The organism is Rhizobium sp. R693 (assembly GCF_002211315.1).
Taxonomy (GTDB): Bacteria; Pseudomonadota; Alphaproteobacteria; order Rhizobiales; family Rhizobiaceae; genus Rhizobium.
Genome location: NZ_LOKY01000004.1, coordinates 48,917 through 66,321 on the forward strand (window position 1 = coordinate 48,917; position 17,405 = coordinate 66,321).

16 protein-coding genes and 1 pseudogene are annotated in these 17,405 nt (G+C 59.3%); 14 read left to right on the forward strand and 3 right to left on the reverse strand.

Annotated features, from left to right (window positions below; all coding sequences use genetic code 11):
• Positions 1-42: 42 nt before the first annotated feature.
• Positions 43-870, reverse strand: a complete 828-nt coding sequence (locus tag ATY79_RS05500) for a helix-turn-helix transcriptional regulator (RefSeq protein ID WP_088703209.1) — start codon at positions 868-870, stop codon at positions 43-45.
• A 165-nt stretch (positions 871-1,035) separates the two neighbouring features.
• On the opposite strand from ATY79_RS05500, the gene ATY79_RS05505 reads away from it, so the two are divergent.
• A complete protein-coding gene (locus tag ATY79_RS05505) occupies positions 1,036-1,758 on the forward strand; it encodes an extracellular solute-binding protein (RefSeq protein ID WP_141105698.1) in 723 nt (240 codons plus the stop codon).
• Positions 1,759-1,966: 208 nt separating this feature from the next.
• Positions 1,967-2,221: pseudogene (locus ATY79_RS05510) on the forward strand (transposase); the annotation flags it as partial.
• A gap of 793 nt (positions 2,222-3,014) precedes the next feature.
• Here ATY79_RS05510 and ATY79_RS05515 read toward each other — a convergent pair.
• Positions 3,015-3,452 carry an Lrp/AsnC family transcriptional regulator gene (locus ATY79_RS05515; protein WP_088703211.1) on the reverse strand — a complete coding sequence of 146 codons (438 nt, stop codon included), beginning with the start codon at positions 3,450-3,452 and terminating at the stop codon, positions 3,015-3,017.
• Positions 3,453-3,570: 118 nt separating this feature from the next.
• Between ATY79_RS05515 and rocF the strand changes: the two genes are divergently transcribed.
• Positions 3,571-4,491 carry an arginase gene (gene rocF / locus ATY79_RS05520; RefSeq protein ID WP_088703212.1) on the forward strand — a complete coding sequence of 307 codons (921 nt, stop codon included), beginning with the start codon at positions 3,571-3,573 and terminating at the stop codon, positions 4,489-4,491.
• A 28-nt stretch (positions 4,492-4,519) separates the two neighbouring features.
• Complete coding sequence (gene ocd, locus ATY79_RS05525) at positions 4,520-5,581, forward strand: ornithine cyclodeaminase (RefSeq protein ID WP_088703213.1); 1,062 nt, start codon at positions 4,520-4,522, stop codon at positions 5,579-5,581.
• A 399-nt stretch (positions 5,582-5,980) separates the two neighbouring features.
• Here the strand turns inward: ocd and ATY79_RS05530 are convergent, their stop codons facing one another.
• Complete coding sequence (locus tag ATY79_RS05530) at positions 5,981-6,898, reverse strand: LysR substrate-binding domain-containing protein (RefSeq protein WP_245312320.1); 918 nt, start codon at positions 6,896-6,898, stop codon at positions 5,981-5,983.
• A 123-nt stretch (positions 6,899-7,021) separates the two neighbouring features.
• Between ATY79_RS05530 and argH the strand changes: the two genes are divergently transcribed.
• The 10 genes from argH (at position 7,022) to ATY79_RS05580 (ending at position 17,397) form a co-directional block, all read left to right on the forward strand.
• The gene (gene argH, locus ATY79_RS05535) at positions 7,022-8,476 is read left to right on the forward strand and encodes an argininosuccinate lyase (RefSeq protein WP_088703215.1); all 1,455 of its coding nucleotides are present in this window, start codon (positions 7,022-7,024) and stop codon (positions 8,474-8,476) included.
• Positions 8,473-9,339, forward strand: a complete 867-nt coding sequence (locus tag ATY79_RS05540; protein WP_088703216.1) for an amino acid ABC transporter permease — start codon at positions 8,473-8,475, stop codon at positions 9,337-9,339. Before argH ends, ATY79_RS05540 begins: the two co-directional genes overlap by 4 nt.
• Before the next feature lie 13 nt (positions 9,340-9,352).
• Positions 9,353-10,123, forward strand: coding sequence for an amino acid ABC transporter ATP-binding protein (locus ATY79_RS05545; protein WP_088703217.1), 771 nt, complete (start codon positions 9,353-9,355; stop codon positions 10,121-10,123).
• Positions 10,124-10,326: 203 nt separating this feature from the next.
• A complete protein-coding gene (locus ATY79_RS05550) occupies positions 10,327-11,730 on the forward strand; it encodes an MmgE/PrpD family protein (RefSeq protein WP_088703218.1) in 1,404 nt (467 codons plus the stop codon).
• 11 nt (positions 11,731-11,741) lie between these two features.
• Positions 11,742-12,611 (forward strand): polysaccharide deacetylase, encoded by an 870-nt coding sequence (locus tag ATY79_RS05555; protein ID WP_088703219.1) that lies wholly within the window; start codon positions 11,742-11,744, stop codon positions 12,609-12,611.
• Between the two features lie 386 nt (positions 12,612-12,997).
• Entirely contained in the window at positions 12,998-13,828 is an 831-nt protein-coding gene (locus ATY79_RS05560) for an ABC transporter substrate-binding protein (protein WP_088703220.1), read from the forward strand.
• 138 nt (positions 13,829-13,966) lie between these two features.
• Complete coding sequence (locus tag ATY79_RS05565) at positions 13,967-14,794, forward strand: ABC transporter substrate-binding protein (protein ID WP_348627563.1); 828 nt, start codon at positions 13,967-13,969, stop codon at positions 14,792-14,794.
• A 51-nt stretch (positions 14,795-14,845) separates the two neighbouring features.
• Complete coding sequence (locus ATY79_RS05570; RefSeq protein ID WP_088703222.1) at positions 14,846-15,748, forward strand: polysaccharide deacetylase; 903 nt, start codon at positions 14,846-14,848, stop codon at positions 15,746-15,748.
• A complete protein-coding gene (locus ATY79_RS05575; protein WP_088703223.1) occupies positions 15,741-16,406 on the forward strand; it encodes a flavin reductase family protein in 666 nt (221 codons plus the stop codon). The genes ATY79_RS05570 and ATY79_RS05575 overlap by 8 nt, the downstream gene beginning before the upstream one ends.
• Positions 16,399-17,397 carry an asparaginase gene (locus ATY79_RS05580; protein WP_088703224.1) on the forward strand — a complete coding sequence of 333 codons (999 nt, stop codon included), beginning with the start codon at positions 16,399-16,401 and terminating at the stop codon, positions 17,395-17,397. Before ATY79_RS05575 ends, ATY79_RS05580 begins: the two co-directional genes overlap by 8 nt.
• Positions 17,398-17,405 lie beyond the last annotated feature (8 nt).

Here is a 17,405-nt window from a genome sequence, read left to right on the forward strand (position 1 = left end):
ACCGCGTTTCGAAGACCTATCAGCCGGAGCGTCTTCACGAGATCAGCCCGTTCCGCGCAGCATCCTTCCGCATTCTTCGCGTGTCAGGCCCAGATAAAGGCGAACTTCTTCCGGAATGGATGGATCGTCCGGCTGTAAGCTAGAAGCAAGCCTGAGGTGGCCAGGGCGCAGCGACCCTGTCGAAAGCATCGTCAGCGCAACGCGAGTCGAAAATGGCTCACGGAAAACATCGGCCGCTACACCGGTCGCCAGACCGAACATCAATCGTTGCGGCAGGCGAGCGATCGGCGTTAGCACCGCGAAGGTTAACTCGTTTTGCTGCCTAGTTTCAACGTCGACAAGAAAGACTTTTCCATCAACAAAGTTACATACTCCGTGGTACTTGAATGAAAACGCAACGCTATTCGGGTTATCTAAGCTCCTGAAGCGCTCAAGATAATAGTAGAAAATGAAACCGTCTTTCTCATAAAGTCTTAATATTGAACGTAATACGGTGTTCGTGTAGATAGAAGACACCTGATAACGAGCATACACGCCCAAGAAGCTTCGAAACTCACCCGAACTGGCCTGAAGGCGCACGGCGTGCTCCTTCAATAAGAACGATCCTTGGATAGCGCGGGAAATGAGGCGGTTGGAGTTTTCGTAAATGCGTCGGAACCTTGCGGGATCAATGAAGAAGTCTTTTTCGCTTACGGAGAAAAAACGCGCGATCAACGCGATATTCCTGCGCGAGGGAACATGCTTCCCCGAAAGGTACTTGTTATATTGCTGTCGGTTTATTTTGAGCTCGGCGCAAAGCGCCGCGACCGATTCCGCAGTTTGGGTCAGGAACTGCAGGTTTTGGGCAAATGGAGCGGTCTGTTTATCCATCTTCTCTATTCACTGCTCACTAAAAATTCGCAAATTTGACGCGCCTGTTGCGTCAAACTGAGTATCAGCAACTGTTGTGTCAAGGAACTCAAAATTCGAACACCCGAGCCCGACGGGAGCGGTCGGGCTGACACCTGACAGCCGCTCACGATCGAGAAGAACCTGTTGGTTGCGGAACAGGGTATGCGCCGGCACCACTTTCCGCACAGAGTTTTGTTGCATGACGGCTTGGCGATACTTTCTGCAGATGGTTTAACAGTTCAAGACGACGTGACCGCCAAATTCGTGGGCGATCCGGTCAGACTTGACCTCGCAGAATATTCAAACGGGTACAACGACCTCTTCAGCGGTATGGGCATTTTGAAGGAGATCGATCTTGCGAAAATTCCAAACTTCAATGCTCAGGATATTTATCCACCATTCTTCAGCGGAGAAATGTGGCGGTGGGACAGCAAACAGTGGGGCATTCCGTGGGTGTGGGGAGTAGACACCATCGTAGTCAAGCCAGACGCAATCGGCTTCGAGATTACAAGCTACGAGGATTTGCTCCGGCCAGAACTGACTGGCAAAATCGCTTTCATGGACAGTCCACTGACGGTATGGCCGCAGATGGCGAAAATCGCAAGCTATGGTGATAAATTTCCAAACCTAACCAAGGAAGAGGTCGCGGACGTCTTCAAGAAGATGATCCCCTACCACGAACAATCAAAGGTATTCGGATCGTCTGCAGGTTACATGGTTTCACTATTCGCCAATGGCGAAATTGTTGCCTGCTTTTGCGTATGGACAGCTCTTCCGATCGAACTGGCCAAACAGAACGTTAAAACGGTCGCGATCTTTCCGAAGGAAGGTCCGGCGGTATGCCTGGTTCATTCCCAAGACGGCTGAGAACATCGACACTGCGCACGCATTCATTAATCAGGCATTGACGCCAGAAAACCAAGCCGCTTGCGCGAAGAGCAATGTGGTATGCTCCGTTTCAAATAAAGCACCGCCATTGATGGACGCCGACACGAAGAAGCTCTTCGACCATGACAACTTCGGATCAAAGTTCGGCGCGACCAAAATCTATGGACAACCTCCTCGAGAGTCCGACGGGGAAGTTGACTATGACGGCCACATCTCTCGGCGGGGAGACAGTCATCTGCGTGGCCTCCTTTATGAGGCCGCTACCGTGATTCTGATCCGAGCCCATCCTGACAGTTCACTTCGTGCCTGGGGGATGAAGCTGAGAGAAAAGGTCGGCTCCAAACGAGCAGCTGTTGCTGTGGCGCGCAAGCTATCGGTGATAATGCACAGAATGCTGACAACCGGCGAATTTTTTGACCGGTCCGCCGGCATAACTGCCTGAGTTAACCAGGCGTTCTGAATTGCGTCCGCCTTATCGGATGCGCAGAAACGTCCCTGCCGGGACGTAGGTCGGGTCATTCCGCAGATGGTGTTGGCAGGTGAACGTGTACCACGTCCATACTGCGTCCGCTACATTGGAAGATCCCTCCGGCGAAAACCCTTCATGCGGCGATCCGGTATCGACCGCGCAGACAACCGTGCTCCCGGCAAACGTCATTAACAACGCAACACGAAACAGCGGTCCGCGATTCAGTTTGAAACTCGTCAGGTCGAACGACGCTCGGCCGGCCGTTGTTGCGCATGTCAAAAAAAGCTTGATCTATGCCGAGCGATTAGACAACACCATCTCATAACCGATTGGTTGCAGGTTCGAGTCCTGCCGAGCCCACCATACTACCACACTGACCGCCAGGCGTGGCCAAGCTGGTCGCTGAGTTTTTGACGCCACTTACCTTTCGATCCCTAGGGCGCTGAGGTCGATTGCGTATCTGATGAGACGGGACGCAACGCTCAGTGTTGGCAGTCAGGATATCTCCAACAGCGGCATCTTCTCGCTGCCCGGGAGCCCTTCCGCCGCCCCGCAACGGCGAGATAGCCAATTCGGCAAGGAGAGCGCTCCGCTCCTTGGGTTCGACGCCTCATGGCAAATGAAACAGGACCCATTGGTCTCGAAAAGTACCATGGCGAGCAAGAGAAGGCTGCTGCCCCGAGGCAGCGTCCGGAGGCCTTTAGCTGCATCCTGGCGGGAGCAAAGCCTGCTGGCTTTACTTTGCCCCGGATCGTCCCTAACCCAGTTAGAGCTTCGCCTTCGTCGACCGAGGCGTGGATAATAGAATGCTCGTTTCGCTACCCATAATTCCAGGCACGAGGCGGATCTTGCGCAGCACGGCATCGAAGTTGGCCAGGCTCGATGCACTGAGTTCCACCAGCAAATCCCACCGGCCGTTCGTCGTGTGAATCTGCGAGATTTCAGGAAAGCCGCCGAGTGTGCGGATCACCCGATCGGTCACATGGCCCTCGATCTCAACCATCATCACCCCACGAACGACATCTTCAAGCGCATCAGCGCGCAGCATCACCGTGTAGCCGAGGATGGTCCCGTCCTGCTCCATCCGCTCGATGCGCGCTCGCACGGTCGCCCGCGAGGCGCCCGTTTCCAGCGCGAGATCCGAGACACTCCGACGCCCATTGCCGCGCAACAGCATCACGATCTTCTGGTCAAGAGCATCCATGCCAAATTGGTTTCCGTTCTTGTCAATCTGGTCAAAATAGGATCTCGATGTGCCAAAATTCAATGTTCAATCCGCCATCAATGGCCTTTAAAGTCATAAAAACAAACGGGAGTAAACTATGGATTGCACGCTCATCGGCGCGCCATTGCAAATCGGCGCAGGGCAGCTTGGCTGCGAGATGGGCCCGAGTGCCCTGCGAATCGCTGGCCTCCGCCCCGCTCTGGAAGAACTGGGTCATACGGTCAAGGACACCGGCAATCTCAGCCCACGGGCGTTCGATGAAATGCCGCATCCGAACAAGGCCGTCCATCACCTCGGCGAAACGGTCGCCTGGGTAGAAGCGCTATCGGCTGCTGCCTACGAACACAGCAAGACGGGCATGCCCATCTTCCTCGGCGGCGACCACGCCATATCCGCGGGAACCGTTCCGGGTCTCGCACGCCGAGCCGCCGAACTCGGGCGGCCGCTCTTCGTGCTCTGGCTTGACGCCCATACCGATTTCCACACTCTCGAAACGACGGTCAGCGGCAACCTGCACGGCACGCCGGTCGCGTACTATACCGGCCAGGCCGGTTTTGGTGGCTATTTCCCTGCGCTTACCCATCCCGTTGCCGCAGAAAACGTCTGCATGATCGGTATCCGTAGCGTTGACGCCGCAGAAAAGGCCGCCATTCGCACCACCGGGATCACGGTGCACGACATGCGCGTGATCGATGAGCATGGCGTGGCCGTCCTCGTCCGCAATTTCATCGAGCAGGTCCGCGCCGCAAACGGCCTCCTGCATGTCAGCTTCGATGTCGACTTCCTCGAGCCGGACTTCGCGCCGGCCGTTGGCACCACGGTACCGGGCGGAGCAACATTCCGCGAGGCCCACCTGATCATGGAGATGCTGCATGACAGCGGCCTCGTGACCAGCCTCGACATCGTCGAGCTCAATCCGTTCCTCGACGAGCGCGGCAAGACCGCACGGCTGCTCGTCGATCTCGTCGCCAGCCTGATGGGCAAGCGGGTGATGGATCGCCCGACTGTTACTGGCTGATTTCGAATGTTCTTTGGTTGGAGGGAAAATGAATACTGATCCGAAACTGAACGTGGTTCCGTTCGTAAGCGTCGACCACATGATGAAACTGGTTCTGAAGGTCGGTATCGACCGGTTCCTGACGGAGCTGGCGGCCACCATCGAGGAAGACTTCCGCCGCTGGCCGGTCTTCGACAAGACCCCGCGCGTCGCCTCCCATTCGCAGGAAGGCGTCATCGAGTTGATGCCGACCAGCGACGGAACGCTCTACGGCTTCAAATATGTCAACGGTCATCCGAAGAACACGCGCGATGGCCGGCAGACTGTGACGGCCTTCGGCGTACTATCGGATGTCGGCAACGGCTACCCGATGCTGCTCACCGAAATGACGATCCTGACCGCGCTACGCACTGCGGCAACTTCGGCGGTCGCGGCGAAGTACCTGGCACGCCCGAACGCTCGCACCATGGCCATCATCGGCAACGGCGCACAGAGCGAATTCCAGGCGCGTGCCTTCAAGTCGCTTCTCGGCATCGACAAGCTTCGCCTCTACGATATCGACGCCTCAGCCACCCGGAAATGCGCGCGCAACCTCGCGGGCCTCGGGTTTACCATTGAGGAATGCACGTCAGTCGAAGAGGCGGTCGAAGGCGCGGACATCATCACCACGGTTACCGCCGACAAGCAGTACGCGACGATCCTCTCGGACAACCATGTTGGTCCCGGCGTTCACATCAACGCGGTGGGCGGCGACTGTCCAGGCAAGACCGAACTCAGCAAGGACATCCTGCTGCGCTCGGACATCTTTGTCGAATACCCGCCGCAGACACGCATCGAAGGCGAAATCCAGCAGCTTCCGGCCGAGCATCCCGTCGTCGAACTCTGGCAGGTCATGACCGGCGAGACAGAGGGCCGCAAGAGCCCGGACCAGATCACGCTCTTCGACAGTGTCGGTTTCGCCATCGAGGACTTCTCCGCCCTGCGCTATGTCCGGGAGCAGATTGCCGAGAACGGCATGTTCACAGAACTTGACCTCCTCGCCGACCCCGACGAGCCGCGCGACCTCTACGGCATGCTGCTTCGCTGTGAGAAAAAGCTCGAAGCGGCATAGACCGCCGCGCAGCAATCGCGCTCCCCGGTTTGTCGACGGTCAAACCGGGGAACGCTAGGCGTCAGTCGCCAAGCAGCCTGATAGAGGCCAAATGAACGCCTTGAAAGCTGGCGAGGGGTGCGATAAGGATCAGTTGACGCTGGCAACTGGGCCTCGTGGTCTCACATATGACTGATGCGAGCGGCCCCGACAACGAAGTATCGCGGTTTCAGTTTGGAACATTTGTCAAATTGCTCTTGTCGGCTAGGCAGCCTTCGCACCGCTAGGTCCAATATCCACGGTCGCGACGAGGGGCACGCTGCGCTACGCGTCCGCAGCATTGCGGCCGCCAATGACACATTCGGTCAAATGTTCAGGCCGTTTTTGGCGGTCCTTGCCACCTGACGCCGAGGCGGAATGTCATTCAACCGGACCTATTGTTTCCCATTTAGCCTTGTTCGCTTCAAGCCAGTGCAAGAACAACTTGAGCGCGACGGTCGGCTTCCGATTGCTGGGAGTGGCAAACCAGTAGACCACTTGTGAAGTGTATCCCAGCCCGCCTGGATTGACCAAACTACCGGACCGAAGCTCTTCCTCAACAAGTTGCCAGGGCACCAGCGCAAACCCCTGACCCGAGATCGCCGCGCGCAGCACCAGCGTGTAGTAGTCAAAGCGCAGCACGCCACTCGGTTTCAAATCAGGAACGTCGAGGGCGTCCACAAGATCGCTCCACTGAAGAGGTGTGGCGGGGTGTTCAATGATCACTCCCCTAGCCGCGTCCTCGATGTTTTCGCATCTGCCAACACGTTGAAGATACGCGGGCGAACATACCAAGCGCACGTTCTTCCCGAAAATGTACATGGCGTCTTCGCCGGGAAATGGACCGCGACCGAAGCGAAACGACCCGTCGGGCTGAACGGAAGGGTGATCGGTCGAAAACGTCGTGTATTGCACGTCGATCTCGGGATGCTTCGAGCTAAAGTCTGAAAAACGCGGCAAAAGCCAGCGATCCCCCAGAATTGGGAGGACCTTGAGGCGCAAGGTGTGCGACTCCGGCTGCAGGAGCGCGGCGCGAAAGGCTGCTTCTTCCATCGCTTTAACTGCGACCTGTGCTTGCTCCAGGTAGATGCGGCCAAGCTCGGTCGGAACCATGCCGCTCGGCCTGCGCTCAAAGATTTGGCCCGCAAGAGCCGTCTCCAAGGTGAGAAGCTGCTTGCTCACGGCGCTTTGCGACAGATGGATGCTTTCTGCCGCGGCTGTGGTCGAGCCTCGTTCAGCGATCGCCAGAATCACGCGTAAAGCCGTCATGGACGGAAACAGTGCGGAAGTGTGGGGCAATGTCGCCCTCCAATGGGGCTAGTCGGTTTCCTCATACCATTAGCGATTTTTCTCGTTTGTACAAGTTCCCCAAAGAGTCAATCATCCTTGCATCAGCATGCGCTTACCCAGGGGAGGAATTGCATGACAGAACAGTCCACATCGCTGTGGGGCGGTCGTTTTTCGAGCGGCCCGTCTCAGGAACTCGAAGCGCTCTCACGATCCCATCCAAGCTTCTTTCGCCTTTCTCCCGAGGACATCGCCGGATCCCGCGCACACGCTCGGGAATTGGCGCGCGCCAAGGTGTTGACTGACGACGAGTTGGCCAGAATGCTGGAAACGCTCGATGCAATCGAAGCCGACGTTGCAAGCGGCCGCGAGAAGCCCAAAGCTTCGGACGAAGATCTTCACACTTTCCATGAACGCCTGTTGATCGAACGCCTGGGCCCGATCGGCGGGAAGCTGCGGGCGGGCCGTTCACGCAATGATCAGACCGCGAACAACACCCGCATCTATCTTCGCCGCACAGCGCGTCGGCTCGCGAAGCTGGTCCTTACCGTCCAGGATGCGCTGGCCGCGCAGGCGGACCGGCACGTGGACACAGTGATGCCGGGCTTCACGCATCTGCAGCCGGCACAGCCGGTTTCGCTCGGGCATCATCTCATGGCCCATGCACAGTCTTTGAGCCGCGATATCGAGCGCTTCATTGATTGGGATCGCCGCTTCGACCGATCGCCGCTCGGCGCGGCGGCTCTGGCCGGCTCGGCGTTCGCCCGCAACCCAGAAAGCTCGTGCCGCGACCTGGGCTATGCCCGCCCGTGCGAAAACTCCATCGACGCGGTGGCGAGCCGCGACGTCGTGTCGGAGTTCCTTTTCGTCACGGCGATGCTCGGCGTCAACCTTTCGCGCCTCTCGGAGGAAATCTGCATCTGGGCCACCCGTCAATTCGCCTGGGTGAAGCTGCACGACTCCTATTCCACCGGCTCATCGATCATGCCGCAGAAGAAGAACCCCGATATCGCGGAACTGACGCGCGGTATGTCGGGGACCATGATCGGCAATCTGGCCGGCATGCTGGCGACCCTGAAGGCGATGCCGCTCGCCTACAACCGGGATCTCGCGGAAGACAAGCGCGCGCTGTTCGAGACGATCGATCTGCTGGACCTGATCCTTCCCGCCTTCGCCGGCATGGTTGCGACAATGGCGTTCGATGTCGATCGCATGGCGACCGACGCGCCGCGTGGCTTCACACTCGCGACGGAGGTAGCGGATTGGCTGGTCCGGCAAGGCATTCCTTTCTCGCACGCTCATGAAATTTCCGGCGCCACCGTACGGTATTGTGAGGAGCGGGGAATTGAGCTCGACGGCCTGACCGAGGTGGACCTGCCGAACATTGACGCGGCACTGACCGCCGAAGTGCTGGCAACCATCGACCCGGCCAAGGCTCTCGCGGAACGATTTGGCCAAGGTGGCACCGCTCCCGTTCGAGTGCGCGAGCAGATCGCCGCCTTCGCCAAGACCTGCACGGAACAGCGTGCCTGGGCCGAACGGAACCTGGTCGGCCTCGCGCTGGCACCTTTGGAAGGAGCGGCCGCATGAGCGTCACAGCCCTTCCTCAAACCGGCCGCGATGCCCATGACATCGCTCATCTCGAACTCGTCCCGCGCAAACACGTGGGACGGAAGATCTTCGCCGCCGTCGTGCTGCTCTTGGTGGCACTCCTGATCCGGGCGTTCGTTGTCGGCCAGATCGAATGGCCGGTCGTCGGCCAGTTTCTCTTTGCCCCAGTCATCCTTCAAGGCATCACGAACACCCTGTTGATGACCGTGGCGGCCATGTCGCTCGGGATCGCGCTCGGCGTCCTGATCGCCATCATGCGCATTTCCGGCAACCCCGTTCTTGAGAAGATCGGGCTTGTCTACGTCTGGATCTTTCGCGGCGCGCCGGCGCTGCTGCAATTGCTGCTCTGGTTCAATCTGGCGCTGATCTTTCCAAAGATCGGCATTCCCGGCCTCTTCGAACTCAACACGGTTGAGGTGATGACTCCGTTCGTCGCAGCCATGCTCGGCCTTGGTATCCAGCAAGGCGCTTACACCTCCGAAGTCGTGCGCAGCGGCCTTCTCTCCGTCGACGGAGGCCAGTACGAAGCCGCTCGTACCATCGGCATGACCGGCCTGCAGACGCTGCGCCGAATTGTGTTGCCGCAGGCCATGCGCGTCATGGTGCCGCCCGTCGGCAACGAGGTGATTGGCATGGTCAAGCTGACATCGCTCGCCTCGGTCATACAGTTCTCGGAAATCCTGCACAACGCGCAGATCATATACTACGCCAATACCCGCGTACTGGAGCTGCTGATGGTTGCAAGCTTCTGGTACCTTGCGATCGTTACGGTTCTCTCTTTGATCCAATCCCGGATCGAGCGCTACTATGCCCGCGGCACCCGCGGTCGCACGACGATCTAAGGGAGGATACGACATGACAAGTGACATCCTGGTCAAAGCGGTCGACGTCAGCAAGAGCTTCGGCACTTTCAAGGCACTCCACGAAGTCAGTCTCGAGGTCCGCAAGGGAGAAGTGAGCTGTATCATCGGCCCCTCCGGCTCCGGGAAAAGTACGTTCCTGCGTTGCATCAACCTGCTCGAACGCATCGATTCCGGCGCGATCTGGGCCAATGGAGAGTTGATCGGATACCGTCGCGACGGCAACAAGCTCTATGAAATGAGCGACGCCGAGATCGCCCGCCAACGACGCGGCATCGGTATGGTGTTCCAGCGCTTCAACCTGTTCCCGCACAAAACGGCGCTGGAAAATATCATCGAAGGGCCGGTGCAGGTGCTGGGCGAAAGCCCTAAGGCAGCACGAGAACACGCTCAAGAGCTGCTAAGGCGCGTCGGACTCGCCGATAAGGCGGGGAACTACCCGGCGGAGCTTTCCGGCGGCCAGCAGCAACGCGTCGCCATTGCTCGCGCTATGGGCATGCGGCCCTCGCTTATCCTGTTCGACGAGCCGACATCCGCGCTCGATCCCGAACTGGTCGCCGAGGTGCTCGATGTCATGAACGACCTTGCTGCCTCCGGAATGACGATGATCGTCGTGACGCACGAAATGGGCTTTGCACGCAACGTGAGCAACAACGTCGCGTTCATGGATGGTGGACGGCTGATCGAGCACGGGCCATCGGCAAGGGTCCTGAGCCACCCCGACAACCTTCGCACCGCCGACTTCCTCAAGGCCGTGCAACGTTAACCGAAACGGGAGGATGTGTATCATGAGGGCGAAAGCGGCTTTGATGCTCTCCGCTGGCGTCATCGCTTTGCCGGCAGAGGCGCAGGACTTGCCCGAGTTTGACGACGTGATGGTCGACGGCGAAGCTGCGAAATGATCCCGGGCGGCCCGGCGCACCTGCGTCTGGCCACCCGCCCCGTTCTCTTAAACCCAGGAAAAAGCTAATGCCCAATGCCGCCCCAATTGGCGCGCAAGCGCTGCCGCATGTCGACGCACTGGTCGAATTCTGCGCGCGTCTTGCGCCCGCCGACCTGCCAGAACGCATCATGGTCCGCACCAAGACCCACCTTCTGGACACCCTCGGCGCCGCGCTCGCCGGAACCCGGTCCGTCGAATTTCGGAACATCCGGGCGCTCGCCCATGGCGGGCAGACTCCAGTACTAGGGTCTTCGATACGCACCAGCCAACGCGACGCGGCCCTCGTCAATGGCGTCGCCGCTCATGCCTTCGAACTCGATGATTCCGGCGGCTGCGATCACACGGGTGCCGTTGTGCTGCCGGCGCTGCTCGCGGCCCTTCCCTCCTGCACTGCGCCGGTTTCCGGCGGCGAATTTCTTTGCGCGCTGACGGTCGGCTATGAAGTCGGACGCCGCGTGCTAGACGCGTCGGGCGGATACGGCGCCCACAACGGTGCCGGTTGGCACTCCACCGGCACCTGCGGCACGCTCGCCGCCGCGGCGGCGGTCTCCCGCCTGCGCGGCTATGACAAGGCCCGCCTTCGCCACGCCATGACGCTCGCGACCAGCTTTTCGTCCGGTCTTTGGGCGTTCAACCACGACGGTAGTCAGGCAAAGAAGGTCCATGCTGGGCGCGCGGCGGAAGGCGGCCTGCTGGCCGCCGATCTTGCGGCTGAGGGCTTTTCCGGGCCTTCGCTGGTTTTCGATGATGTCTGGGGAGGATTCTTTCGCACGTATGTCCGGGACTCCGGTCTCCCCGAGGAGTTTTCCGCAGGGCTGGGCACGGACTGGAAGATCGAACGCGCTTCGCTGAAACCCTACGCCGCCTGCCGCGGCGCCCATTCCGCGATCGACGCGGTTAACGACATCCTGGCCCAGACAGGCCGCAGCGCCGCCGACGTCACTAAAATCGACTTGCGGCTGAGTCTATTCCTGATGGACATGTGCGGTCGGGCGCGACTGGAAACCCTGGCGGGGGCCCAGATGAGCCTAGGCTACGCGTTGGCATCTCTCATGGTGTTCGGTCGCGTCGATCTGGAGCAATATTCTGCGACCGCCCGCGCCGATCTGCGCGTAGAGGACGCGCTCAGCCGTATCAGCTTTCATCCCGATCCGGACGTGCCGCAAATGGCCGAACCCGAGGTGACCGTCGGATTCCGAGGCGGAGACCGCAGGACAGGGATGGTGCCGCGCGCCACAGGCTCCAGCGACCGACCGATGACCGACGCCGCCATCCGGGCAAAGTTCGACACCCTGGCTTCGATGGCGCTTCCCACCAGGCAGGCCGGAGAAATCGCGGGCCTGGTCGAAGCGCTGGAACGTCGCGGCGACTGCAGAAACCTTCCTGAATTGCTGGCCTCGGCCGAATCAGAGCGGCCGGTGTTTTCCTGAGGAGAGGCTCTATGACCTATGATCTCACGCCCCGGCCGCTTAACCCGGCCCCGCCAGCGCCCGATTTGCGTTGGCCCGACGGCAAGAAGAGCGCCCTTTTCATCGGATTCGACGTCGACGCTGAAACCGCCTGGATCGGCAACAATCACGCGAATGTCGACCGGATGGTCACGACCTCCCTTGGTGGCTACGACGCTCGGGTCGGGATCGCCAAGATACTTGAACTGATGGACGCATTGAGCCTCAAGGCGACCTTCTTCATACCCGGCTGGACGGCCCAGGCTCATACGGCCGCGTGCGAGCCGATCGTCAAGGCCGGGCACGAAATCGCCCACCACGGCTATCTGCACAAATGCCCCGACCGGACCAAGCTCGACGAAGCGAAGGAGGAGATCGACCGCGGCCTTGAGGCTTTGAAATCCCGGCTCGGTGTCACGCCCGTGGGCTATCGCGCGCCATCGGGCGAAAATTTCCCGGAGCTGCTCGCCTACCTCACGGAACGGGGTCTCTGTTATTCGAGTTCCTTCCGCGACGATATCCGTCCCTATCGTCATAAGCTCGCCGACGGGCGGCCCGGGCCGGTCGAGATTCCGGTGAACTATGCTTTCGACGACTGGAATTTCGGAATGACCGGCCGTCTGGATTCGCGCTCGTTGTTCGGTCGAGACGCGATCCTTCCTATTTGGGACGAAGAATTCGCCGGGACACACGAATGGGGCGGATGCACGACGCTCGTCCTCCACCCGCAGGTCTCTGGCCGTCCGATGCGCTGGCGCATTCTTCGGGACTTCCTCGCCAAAATCGCAGCGCGCGATGACGTTTGGATTGCAACTGGGGCGGAGATCCTCCGACACTACGAAACCACGGAGGATCCCAAATAACTGGTGTGCGAGGTTCGGTCGGTTCAAACAGCGCGCCTAGTCGGTTCGGTCATGGCTCTACCATCTATTCTCGTTTGCTAAAGCTGAAATCTTTGACGCCTTGTTAATGCAATAAAATCAGACGGCTAGCGCAGGCGAAAGAGGAGTTTCGTTGTGCTTCTTCGTGCCGGAGCCTTCAAGGCAGCCAGACGGTCATTCAGCCCTCTGCACCGGCCTACAGACATCGAACACAGGGAGGTCGCATGTCGTAACGTCCATTGAAAATAGGAGACGCTCCCAGGCTCCCGAACAGGGCAGAAAGCATCGAAGGCGTCATTACGCAATGAACTGGACTTGGCACATCTAAGCCCACCAAACATCACACCATTCCAACAAGGGGAATAACCATGAACAAATATCTCATCGCGATTGCGGCAACTGGCCTGACCGTAACGGCGGTCCATGCTGACGGACTGCCGGAGCGCATCAAATCCGCCGGAAAGGTCATCGTCGCCAATCAGCCGAACTATCCGCCGATGGAATACAAGGATCCCGCTACGAATGAGCTCCAGGGCCTCGACATTGAACTCGGGAATGCGCTTGCAAAGCATCTGGGCACGTCGGCCGAGTGGTTTGAAATTGGCTTCGAGCAGATGCCGTCGGCGGTCACGACCGGTCGCGTGGACCTCATCCACAGCGGCATGAGCGATCTTCCGAAGCGTCGCGACGCGCTCGATTTCGTCGACTACATGAAGTCTGGCGCCCAGTTCTATACGAGTTTCGCCCGAAAGGACGAGTTCAAGGCTCTGACCGATTTCTGCGGGAAGACGATCGGAATGAGCCGCCAGACGTCCTTCCCTGACGAGACCACGAAGTGGAGCGAGACCAACTGCGTGGCTAAGGGACTCCCTCCCATCAAGATCGTCGGCACCGAAGGTTCCGCCGACGCCCGCATGCAACTCAAGCAAGGTCGCGTCGATGGGGCGGCACAAGGCTCGGAAACGCTGCCCTATCTCCTGGGCCTTGAGAAGGACACCTATGCGATCGTCGGCGAGCCTATCACTGCAGTGTACCAGGGTCTCGGCTTTGCCAAGAAGGACACGGAACTTCGTGACGCATACGCGAAGGCGTTGAAGGCGATCATGGATTCCGGCGAATACAAAGCGATCTTCGCGAAATACGGCCTAGAGGGCGCCATGCTGGACGGCGTTTACATCAACGGGGACGCGGTGAACTGAGCCACTAGCGCCCGGCTCCAATGGTCGGGCGCTCCTTTCCAAACTCCAAACTCCAGTCGCACGGTCAAAGGGAGTGAACCGAGCGCAAGACGTTGTGTCGGAGAATCGTTCAAAAAGACTAGAAAGAGGGTGGACATGTTGAAAGGTTTTATAGTTGGAGCTGCGGGGTTAGTTGCCGCCGGGGTTGCTCATTCTCAGGAGGCGCTTCCAGGCACCGGGAACGTGAAGAAGGTGGCCGTCCTTATCACGCCAAGCTACCCCCCGATGGAATACAAAGACCCGGCGACCGATGAGCTGCTGGGGCTCGACATTGATCTCCAGCTTGCCTTGGCCAAGCGGATGAACATTGAGGTTGAGTGGTCCGAATCCTCTTTCGAGCAACTCATTCCCTCGCTTGTCTCGGGACGAGGAAGCCTCATCCACAGCGGCATGAGCGATCTACCCAAACGTAGGGGAGCGCTTGACTTTGTGGACTATATGCAATCGGGAGCGCAGTTCTTCACGTCGATGGCGCGAAGGGGCGAATTCCGCACAACGTCGGATTTCTGTGGCAAGCGGGTAGGCATGCCCAAGGCCACCTCGTTTCCCGAGGACGTCCGACGCTGGTCCGCTGAGAACTGCACGGCCGCCGGCAAGCCCGACATCATCGTTCTCGGGACGGAAGGTGCGTCCGACACCCTTACGCAATTGAAGCAAGGCCGCATCGACGGCGGAGTCCAAGGTTCCGAGACACTGCCCTACATCATGTCGCAGAACGAGGGCGCACTAGAAAGGGTCGGTACCCCGATGACCTCGGTCATGCAAGGAATGGCGTTCCGCAAGGAAGACGCGGAACTGCGGAAGGCTTATGCCGACGCGCTTAACTCGCTGATGGATTCAGGCGAATACGCGGCGATATTTAAGAAATGGGATCAACAGGACAACGCGCTCGACGGCGTCTATGTCAATGGGGAACCCACAGAGTAATGGATCCGGACATCTCGCGTGACCTGCGAGATGTCCTCCGTCAGAAAGCGAATGACTATGTTTGACGTCTCTCCCCGCCCCCTCAACCCTTCCCCCGCCGGGCGGCCCGTCGCTTGGCCTGCCAAGGCGCAAAGCGCGTTGATGATCGGGTTCGATTTTGACGCGGAATGTGTCTGGTTTGGCAACAATTACGCGAATGTCCAGTCCAGCGTAACGATGTCCTACGGCGGCTATGGTCCGCGGGTGGGAGTGCCAAAGGTTCTGGAAATACTGAAGGATGTGGGGCTCAAGGCCACATTTTTCGTTCCTGGCTGGACCGTACGCGCGCATGCGGAATCTTGTGAGCGGATACTGAAGGATGGTCACGAGATCGCCCACCACGGCTACCTTCACAAGCTTCCCGATCCTACACGGCTCGACGAGGCCTTCGAGGAGATCGATCTCGGCCTTGTGGCGTTGAAAGAGGTTCTCGGTGTCGCTCCCTTGGGGTACCGGGCGCCGAACGGCGAATGTTTTCCAGAACTCCTGCAGTACCTGCATTCGAAGGGAATCCGCTATTCCAGCTCCTATTGCGACGATGTTCATCCCTATCGCCATCAGCTACCGGGCGGCACGGCCGGACCGGTTGAGCTCCCCATCAACTTTGCATTTGACGACTGGTATTTCGGCATGTCGAACCGCATGGGACAGCGCTCCTTGTTTGGTCGCGACGCCGTCCTGCCGCTCTGGATCGACGAGTTCGATGTGACACATAGCTGGGGCGGCGTGACCAGCATGGTACTTCATCCGCAGGTATCGGGAAGACCCATGCGAACGTTGATCCTCAGGGACTTCCTTACCCACGTCCTTAACAAGAACGACGTCTGGATCGCGACCGGCGCGGAAATCTCCGCACATGTGCTTGCGACAGCCAACTCCGTCGTATCCGACCACGTCCGGAGCGACCATGTCTGAGGCTTCGACGTCATTCAATTTTGAGGCGATGAGTTCGAGGGACCGATACAAGATTCTGACCGGCACGATCGTCCCACGTCCGATCGCCTTGGTGTCGACAGTGGACTTGAACGGCGTAGTGAACGCGGCACCGATCAGTTTTTTCAACTGTCTCAGCTCCGATCCGGCGATGCTCGTTCTCGGTATCGCCCATCGCGACGATGGGACCCGCAGCGACACTGCGAAGAACATCGGCGACACAGGGGTCTTCGTGGTCAACGTGGTGTCACGGGCGATGCTCCAGGCGATGAATGTCTGCGGCATACCTTTTCCCGCAGGCGTCAGCGAGCTGACGGCGGCAGAGTTGCACGCGGTTGCCAGCGACAGAGTAATTGCGCCACGGATCGTTGAAGCGCCCGCAGCCTTCGAGTGTCGGCGGACCGTGACCTTGTCAGTGGATCCCACCCGGGAAATCATCCTCGGCGAGGTTGTCACGGCGCATGTGAAGTCTCACCTCATCAACGAGCGACTCCATACCGACCAGCGGGCGCTCGACGCCGTCGGACGCATGGGGGGCGCAACCTACGCATTTTCCACCAACCTTTTCGACCTGGAAACCCCCTCACTCGCTGCCTGGGAAGCCTCACGCGTTCAACCGAAGAGTACTGTCCATGAATAACGCTCCTCACCGACCATACGTCATGATCGTCGGCACCGGCGGAACCATCGCTTCGTCCGGATCGGGGACGGTCGACTATCACAACTACAAGGTCAGCAGCACGGTCGAACAGATCCTGTCGTCCGTTCCGGAGGTGGGTCGGCTTGCCGAGCTCGTCACCGATCAGCCCGTCAACGTCGACAGCTTCAGGATCGACAATGCCAGCCTTCTCAAGATCGCGAGGTCGGTCGAAGCCGCAGCGGCGGACCCTGAGATCGACGCGGTCGTTGTCACCCATGGGACCGACACGCTCGAAGAGACGGCCTTTTTCCTGCATCTGGTCATACGGACCGCCAAGCCCATCATCGTGGTCGGCGCGATGCGTCCGGCAGGTTCCCTCAGCGCGGATGGACCGCTCAACCTGTACAACGCGCTGGTGGTCGCCACTTCGGAAGCGGCCTGGGGCAAGGGCGTCCTCGTCGTTGCGAACAACCATGTCTATGGCGCGCGTGACCTGGTGAAGCGCGACACCTCGGCGATCGCCGCCATCGAGGGTTCAAAGTACGGTGTCATCGCTGAAATCTGCGGTGACGAGGTTCATTTCGCGCACACGCCTGCCAGGCCGCATACGCTCGACAGCGAATTCGTTCTTTCATCCATCCAGCAACTGCCCGTCGTCGACATCATGTTCGACCATCAGGGCGCGGGTCAGCATCTTTACCAGGCCTCTGTCGCGGCCGGATCGAAAGCAATCGTCGTCGCAGGCATGGGCAATGGCAGCCTGTCGGCGGGCGCGCGCCAGGGCGCATTTCTGGCGCATCAAGCCGGGATCCCGTTCATCCGCTCAAGCAGGACTGGACAAGGCATTGTCGCACCGCTCAACAGCGACGCTGAATTCGGCATCATAACCGGCGGTTCCTTGACCCCGCAGAAGGCGCGAATTCTCGCCGCCCTCGCCATCGCCTCGGGAAAGAAGAGTGACGAGATGCAGTCGATTTTCGACAGATATTAGCGGATCGG